Origin of the sequence: Streptomyces zinciresistens K42 (assembly GCF_000225525.1) — a bacterium.
GTDB lineage: Bacteria > Actinomycetota > Actinomycetes > Streptomycetales > Streptomycetaceae > Streptomyces > Streptomyces zinciresistens.
This window is the reverse complement of the sequence record NZ_AGBF01000248.1, coordinates 1-8,173: the sequence shown is the minus strand read 5'-3', so window position 1 is coordinate 8,173 and position 8,173 is coordinate 1. Positions and strand designations below refer to the sequence as shown.

The following is an 8,173-nucleotide window of genomic DNA, read 5'->3' as shown; positions in this document are numbered from 1 at the left end:
TTGGGTCGGGTGGCAGGGCTCCGGCAAAGTCGTTGATCACGCCGTCAGGAGCAGGTTGATGGGGCGGTCAGAGCTCCTCAGCGCGGCTGCGCGGTGCGCGAGCTGGGCCATGCTCTCGGAGATGTCCGTCCCGCGTCTCTCGACGAGTCCGTCGGTGTAGAGCAGCAGGGTGTCACCGTCGTGGAGGTCGAACTGTCCCTCGTGGCGTACGGTGCTGGGTGTCACGCACAGTGGCAGGTCGGGTGTCGCTGCGTCGTTGAGGTGCTGGGGGTGGCCGGTGGCCGGGATCAGGAGCGGTGGTGGGTGGCCGGCGTTGGACAGGGTGACCTGCCAGTGGTGGCCGGTGGTCTGGCGGAGGACGGCGTGCATCGCAGTGATCAGGGCGGCCGTGCTGACGCCGTGGGTGACCTGGTCGAGGCGGCTGAGGGTGCGTGCGGGGCCGTCGGTGTCGGCGGTGTAGGCCAGGGCGCGGAGCATGCTGCTGGCCTTGGTCATCTCGGTGGCGGCTTGGAGGTCGTGTCCGGCGACGTCTCCGATGGACAGGGCGAAGGGCACCGTCCGGCAGGAGGGTGGCACCTACTCCGAGAACATCGGCGTGATGGCCGCCACCCGCGTCTACTCCACCGCCGCGTACTGGGCGGCGGCCTGCTTCGCGCTGCTGTTCGGCCTGTGCCCAAGTTCGGCGCGGTCGTCGCCGCGATCCCCGGTGGGGTCCTCGGCGGGATCACCGTGATCCTGTACGGGATGATCGGGCTGCTCGGGGCGCAGATCTGGCTGAACGGCCGGGTGGACCTGCGTAATCCGCTCAATCTCGTCCCCGCGGCCGCGGGCATCATCATCGGCGTCGGCGGGGTGAGCCTGAAGATCACCGACAACTTCGAGCTGGGCGGCATCGCGCTCGGCACGATCGTCGTGATCACCGGCTACCACGCCCTGCGCGTGATGGCTCCCGCCCATATGAAGGACGAGCGGCCGGTGCCGACGACCGCGGGCGACACGGAGGGCGACCGGGGGGTGCCGGGCGGGGCGTGACCGGCGACGGCGTACGGCCGCGGGTTCGTGCGGCGGCGCCCTCACTCCATCTCCAGCTCCTTGTCGATCAGCGCGAACATCTCGTCGTCGGTCGCGGCGGCGAGGTCGCTCTGTCCCGCGGAGTTCAGCAGGTCCTCGACGCCGCCGACCTCCGTGAGGAGCCGGCTCAGCTCCTCGGCCACGGTCGCCCTCTCCTCGTCGGTGATGCCGGCGACCGCCGTGCGCAGCCGGCCGATGTCGGCGAGGACGGTCGTGGCGGCCCCGTCGGTGTCCTGCTCCGGCACGAGCTCGGTGTGCAGCCGGTCGGCGAGCTGCGCGGGGGTGGGGTGGCGGAAGACGACGGTGCTCGGCAGCCGCAGTCCGGTGGCGGCGTTGATCCGGTTCCGCAGCTCCACCGCGGTGAGCGAGTCGAATCCGACCTCCCGGAACGGCCGTTCGTCCTCCACCTCGTGGGCCCCGGAGAGCCGCAGGACGGTCGCCGTCTGATTGCGGACGAGTTCCAGCAGGGTGTGGCGGCGCTCGGCGGGGGCGGCGTCCGCGAGACGCCGCGCGAGGGTCGCATCGTCGCTCTCGACGCCCGGGGCGGGTGCGGTGGCGCGGCGGCGTCCGGTGCCGGTCAGGGTGCGCAGCACGGCCGGCAGGGTGGCGGGGCTCTGCTCCCGCAGGACCGCGTGGTCGAGGCGGGTCGCGACCACACCGGGCTCGTCCACGGCGAGGGCCGCGTCGAACAGGGCCAGTCCGTCGGCGGAGGCGAGGGGGGCCGTTCCGGTGCGAGCGAGCCGCCCGATGTCCTGCCCGTCCAGGTGCCCGGTCATGCCGCTGGACTGCTCCCACAGCCCCCAGGCGACCGACACCGCCGCACGCCCCTGCCGCCTGCGGCGGACGGCGAGGGCGTCCAGGGCCGCGTTGGCGGCGGCGTAGTTGGCCTGCCCCGCGGTGCCCAGCACCCCGGCGACGGAGGAGAAGAGGACGAACGCGTCGAGGTCGATGCCCTCGGTCAGCTCGTCGAGCAGTTCGGCGGACCGGACCTTGGCCCGCAGGACCCGTTCCACCTGCGCGGGCGTCATGCCCTCCACGGTGGCGTCGTCCAGGAGACCCGCCGTGTGCACGACCGCGCCGAGCGGCCGGTCGGCGGGGATGCCGGCGAGCAGGGCGGCGAGCGCGTCGCGGTCGGCGGCGTCGCAGGCGACGACGGTGGCGTGGGCGCCGAGTCCGCGCAGGTCGTCGACGAGCTCGCCGGCCCCTTCGGCTTCGGGTCCGCGCCTGCTGGTGAGGAGCAGGTGGCGCACGCCGTGCCGGGTGACGAGGTGCCGGGCGAGGAGCCTGCCCAGGGTGCCGGTGCCGCCGGTGACCAGGACGGTCCTCTCGGCGTCCCAGGTGTGCGGGAGGGTGAGCACGATCTTGCCGAGGTGGGTGGCGGCGCGGAGGGTGTCGAACGCCTCGGGGGCGTGCCGGATGTCCCGGCTGCTGCTGAGCGGCGGCGTCAGGTCGCCGTCGGCGAGGGGGGCGGCCAGCCGGTCGAGGCCGTCGCGGATCCGGTCGGGTGCTTCGGCCAGCAGGTCGAAGTAGAGGTAGTCGACGCCCGGGTGGTCGGCGGCGACCGTGCCGGGGTCGCGGATGTCGGTCTTGCCCATCTCGACGAACCGGCCGCCGCGCGGCAGGAGGTCGAGGGAGGCATCGGTGAACTCGCCGCTGAGGGTGTTCATGACGACGTCCAGGCCGGCGCCGCCGGTGGTGTCCAGGAACCGTTCGCGGAAGCCGAGGTCGCGGCTGGAGGCGATGTGGTCGTCGTGGAGGCCGAGCCGGCGCAGGAGGGCGTGTTTGCCCGGGCTGGCGGTGGCGAAGACCTCGGCGCCGGCGCGGCGGGCCAATTGGAGGGCGGCGAGGCCCAGTCCGCCGGTGGCGGTGTGGACCAGCACGCGGTCGCCGGGCCCGAGGCCCGCGCCCTCGACGAGGCCGAGTTCGGCGGTGAGGAAGGCGACGGGTACGGATGCGGCCTGGCGCAGGGTCCAGCCGTCGGGGACGCGTACGAGGGTGCGGGCGTCGGCCACCGCGACGGGTGCCATGGCCTGCGGGAGCAGACCCATGACCCGGTCGCCGACGGCGAGGCGGGTGACGCCCGGTCCGGTCTCCGCGACGACCCCGGCGCCTTCCACTCCGACGCCCTCCAGCCCGGGCACCATGCCGAGGGAGACGACGACGTCCCGGAAGTTGAGCCCTGCCGCGGCCATCCTCACCCGCACCTCGCCGGGTGCCAGGGTGCGGGCGGCGGCCGGTGAGGGGAGCAGGGCGAGCCGGTCGATGCCGCCGGTGTCGGTGACGTCCAGCCGCCAGGGTCCTTCGGCGGGCGGGGCGAGGACGCCGTCGGCGCCGACGCGGGCGAGCCGCGGCACGGTCGGGCCGCCCGCGCCGGACCGGATCTCCGGTTCGTCGCCGGATGCGGCGGAGGCGGCGTCCGCGTCGGACGCGTCGGCGGGCAGGTGGACGAGGACGAAGCGGCCGGGGTGCTCGGTCCTGGCGGAGCGGACGAGACCGGCGACGGCGGCCTCGGCTGGGGTGTCGCCGCGGACGGCGAGGACGAGCCGGGAGCGGGCGCACCGTTCGTCCGCGAGCCACCGCTGGACCGTCCGCAGCGCGTGGTTGACGGCGTCGGCCACGTCGGGCCCGGTCTGGACCCGCGCGACGACGGTCGGCGGGACGGGGTCGGGCAGGTCGTCGCCGTACGCACACCACTCGCCGGGCGGGGCGGCGGCGGGTGCGGGGGTGGACGCGGGTGTCCAGGTGACGCGGTACAGCCCTTCCGGGAGTGCGTCGGCGGGGCCGGGTGCGAGGGGCGCCTCGCGGAGCACCAGGGCTTCGACCCCGACGAGCGGCTGGCCGCTCGCATCGGCGACGGTGACCGCGACGGTGTCGGACCCGGGCTCGGCCGGGACGACGCGGACGCGGGCTGCGGTGGCGCCGGTGGCGTGCAGTTCGACGCCGGACCAGGCGAAGGGCAGGGCGGGCCGGGCCGCGTCGGTGTCGAGGCGGTCCAGCAGCGCGGCGTGCAGGCAGGCGTCCAGGAGGGCCGGGTGGATGCCGTAGCCGGCCGTCTCGGGATGCCGGTCGGCGGGCAGGGCGACTTCCGCGTAGACGGTGCGGCCCTGGCGCCAGGCGGCGGTGAGCCCGCGGAACGCCGGACCGTACTCGTAGCCGAGGGAGGCGAGTTCGCCGTACAGCTTCTCCAGGGCGACCGGTTCGGAGCCGGGGGGCGGCCAGTTGGTGAGGCCCGGGTCGGGCGCCTGGGCGGCGGCCCGGGCGGGGGCGAGGGTGCCGGTGGCGTGGCGGGTCCAGGGGGAGTCGGGCGCGCTGCCCGCCGGGCGGGTGTGCACGGTGAAGGGGCGGGAGCCGGTACCCTCCTCCGCTTCGCGGACGGAGATCTGGAGGCGTACCGCGGACCCGTCGCCGGGCAGTGGCAGCGGGGCCTGGAGCGTGAGGTCCTCCAGGCGGGCGCAGCCGACCTGTTCACCGGCGCGCAGCAGCAGTTCGACGAAGGCGGTGCCGGGCAGCAGCACCTCGCCGGCGACGGCGTGGTCCGGGATCCAGGGCGTGGTGGAGCGGGAGAGAAGTCCGGTCAGCAGGGCGCCGTCGCCGTCGGCGAGGCGTTCCACGGTCGCGGCGAGCGGGTGGTCGGCGACGGTGGGGCGCGCCGTGGCGCCGTCGAGCCAGTGGTGCCGGTGCTGGAAGGCATAGGTGGGCAGGTCCACGACGTTCGCGCCGGGAAAGGCGGGCGCCCAGTCGATGTCCGTGCCGTGGACGTGCGCTTCGGCGAGCGAGGTGAGGAAGCGCCGGGGACCGCCGTCGTCGCGGCGCAGGGAGCCGACGGCCGAGAGGGAGCCGTCGGCGGTCTCCTCCACGGCCATGGTGAGCACGGGGTGCGGGCTCATCTCCACGAACAGGCTGTGGCCTTCGGCGGCGAGTCCTTCGACTGCGGTGGTGAACTCGACGGTCCTGCGCAGATTGCGCACCCAGTAGGCGGCGTCGAGCTCCGTGGTGCGGAGGGCCTCCCCGGTGACGGTCGAGTGGAACGGTACGTCGCCGGGGCGCGGCCGGACGGGGGCCAGCACCTCCAGGAGCTCGTCGCGCACCGAGTCGACGTGCGAGGAGTGGGAGGCGTAGTCGACCGCGATGCGGCGGACCCGGACGTCCTCGGGTTCGAGCAGCGCCAGGAGGCTGTCGAGGGCGGCGGGGTCGCCGGAGACGACCGTGGACCGGGGCCCGTTTACGGCGGCGACCTCCAGCCCCTCCCCCACTTCGGCGAGGCGCACCCGTACGATGTCGGCGGGCAGGCCCACGGATGCCATGCCACCGCGCCCGGCGAGGCTGCGGCGGATGATCCTGCTGCGTTCGGCGACGACGCGGGCGCCGTCCTCCAGGGAGAGCGCGCCGGCGACGACGGCCGCGGCTATCTCGCCCTGCGAGTGGCCGACCACCGCGGCCGGGGTGACGCCGAACGACTGCCAGAGGCGGGCCAGCGACACCATCACCGCCCAGGTCGCGGGTTGCAGCACGTCCACGCGGGACAGGTCTCCGGCGAGTTCGGCCCGCAGGTCCCAGTCCGTGTAGGGCGCGAGCGCCCGGGCGCAGGCGCCGAGCGACGCGTCGAAGACGGGGAAGGCGGCGGCCAGTTCCCGTCCCATGCCGGACCACTGGGCGCCCTGTCCGGGGAAGACGAAGACGGGTCCGGCGGCGGGGGAACCGGCGGTCCCGGTGACCGTGGTGCCGGCCGGTGTGCCGTCGGCGAGCGCGGCGAGCGCGGGCAGCAGTTCGTCCGGGCCGTCGCCGATCAGGACGGCGCGGTGGTCGAGGGCGGCCCGGGTGATGGCGAGGGAGAACCCGATGTCGGCCGGGTGGGGGGCGTCGTCGGCGCCGAGGCGGGTGTGCAGGCGCCGGGCCTGGGCGGCGAGCGCCGGGGCGGTGCGGGCGGAGAGGCTCCAGGCGACGGGGGCGTCGGTGCGTCGCCGGGCGGGGCCGTCGTCCGGTCCCGGCGGGGCCTCTTCCAGGATGACGTGGGCGTTGGTGCCGCTGATCCCGAAGGACGACACGGCGGCGCGGCGGGGGCGGCCGCGCTCGGGCCAGGCCATGGCCTCGGTCAGCAGGGACACGGCACCCGCGTCCCAGTCGATGTACGGGGACGGCTCGTCGGCGTGGAGCGTCTTCGGAAGGGTGCGGTGGCGCAGGGCCATGACGGTCTTGATGACGCCGCCGACGCCCGCCGCGGCCTGGGCGTGGCCGATGTTGGACTTGAGGGAGCCGAGCCGCAGGGGGTGCTCGGGGTCGCGGTCGCTGCCGTACGTGGCGAGCAGCGCCTGGGCCTCGATGGGGTCGCCGAGCCGGGTGCCGGTGCCGTGCGCCTCGACGGCGTCCACGTCGTCCGGGGCGAGTCCCGCCCCGCGCAACGCCTGCCGGATCACCTGCTGTTGGGCGTCGCCGTTGGGCGCGGTGAGGCCGTTGCTGGCACCGTCCTGGTTGACGGCGGAGCCACGGAGCACGGCGAGGACCCGGTGCCCGTTGTGGCGGGCGTCCGCGAGCCGTTCGAGGACGACGACACCGACGCCCTCGGCCCATCCGGTGCCGTCGGCCCCGGAGCCGAACGCCTTGCAGCGGCCGTCGGGCGACAGCCCGCGCTGCCGGCTGAACTCCAGGAACATGCCGGGGTGCGGCATGACGGCGACCCCGCCGGCGAGGGCGAGGGAGCAGTCGCCCTGGCGGAGCGCCTGGGCGGCCAGGTGGAGGGCGACGAGTGAGGAGGAGCAGGCGGTGTCCACGGTGACGGCGGGGCCGCGCAGGCCGAGACCGTAGGCCACGCGCCCGGAGAGGACGCTGCCCGCCGTGCCGGTGAGCATCTGGCCCTGGAAGTCCTGGGGTGCTTCGTGGAGGCGGGTGCCGTACTCCATGGCCATGGCGCCGGCGAAGACTCCGGTCGGGGTGCCGCGCAGGGCGGCCGGGAGGATTCCCGCGCGTTCGACGGCCTCCCAGGAGGTCTCCAGCAGCAGCCGCTGCTGCGGGTCCATCGTCCGGGCCTCGCGGGGCGAGATGCCGAAGAACGTGGCGTCGAAGTCGCCTGCCCCGTCGAGGAATCCGCCCTTGCGGACGTAGGAGGTGCCGGGGTGCTCGGGGTCCGGGTGGTACAGCGCGTCGAGGTCCCAGCCCCGGTCGGTGGGGAACGGGCCGATGGCGTCGCCGCCCTGGTCCACAAGGCGCCAGAGGTCCTCGGGCGAGGCGATCCCGCCGGGGAAACGGCAGGCCATGCCGACGACGGCGACCGCGTCGTCCTTCGCCCCGGGGGCGTCGGCGTCGCCGGGGCGCGTGCCAGGGGCCGCGGTGCCGAGGAGGTCCTGGTGGATCCGGTCGGCGAGGGCGTGCGGGGTGGGGTGGGAGAACAGCACGCCGGAGGGGAGTGCGAGGCCGGTGGCGCGCGACAGGCTCTGCTGGAGCTCCAGGCTCATGTGGGAGTCGAACCCGGTGTCCTTGAAGGTCCGGTCGTTCTCGACGTGTGTGGCGTCGGTGTGGCCGAGGACGACGGCGGCGTGGCGGCGCACGAGGTCCAGCAGGGCGCGGCGCTGTTGCTGGGGCGTCCGCCCGGCGAGGGTGGTGGCGGACGTGCGGGTGGGGGTGACGTCGGGTTCGGGCGCGGGCTCCGCAAGCGGGCCGGGGGCGGGGTACGGGGTACGGGGCGCGGTGGTGCCGGCTGTCGGGAGCCAGTGGCTCTCCCGCTGGAAGGCGTAGGTCGGCAGGGGGTGGCGTCGGGCGCCCGGCCGATGGAACAGCGCGTCGGCCGCCACGGTCAGCCCGCTCGCCCACGCGGCTGCGACCCCGGCGAGGAAGCGGTCCCGGCCGCCGTCGTGCCGCTTCAGTGACCCGATCACGGCGGTGGCGCCGGAGTCCTGGATTCCCACGGCGAGGACGGGGTGAGCGCTGCACTCCACGAAGGCGGACAGCCCATCGGCTATCAGCGCCCGCGTCGTCGCCTCGAACTCGACGGTCTGCCGCAGATTCCGCACCCAGTACGCGGCATCGAGCCGCTCGGTGTCCAGCAGACCACCGGTCACCGTCGAATAGAACGGCACCGTCGCCGAACGCGGCCCAATCGGAGCCAGGA

The 8,173-nt window shown here is 75.1% G+C and carries 2 protein-coding genes and 1 pseudogene; 1 reads left to right on the top strand and 2 read right to left on the bottom strand.

Going from position 1 to position 8,173, the window contains the following annotated elements:
- Positions 1-36: 36 nt before the first annotated feature.
- The gene (locus SZN_RS33245) at positions 37-555 is read right to left on the bottom strand and encodes a PP2C family protein-serine/threonine phosphatase (protein WP_007503801.1); all 519 of its coding nucleotides are present in this window, start codon (positions 553-555) and stop codon (positions 37-39) included.
- Positions 556-574: 19 nt separating this feature from the next.
- Between SZN_RS33245 and SZN_RS33240 the strand changes: the two are divergent.
- Positions 575-1,032 (top strand): annotated as a pseudogene (locus SZN_RS33240) (solute carrier family 23 protein); the annotation flags it as partial.
- A 41-nt stretch (positions 1,033-1,073) separates the two neighbouring features.
- Here the strand turns inward: SZN_RS33240 and SZN_RS33235 are convergent.
- Positions 1,074-8,173 (bottom strand): type I polyketide synthase (locus tag SZN_RS33235; protein WP_050815156.1); only part of this gene is annotated, 7,100 nt, incomplete at its 5' end.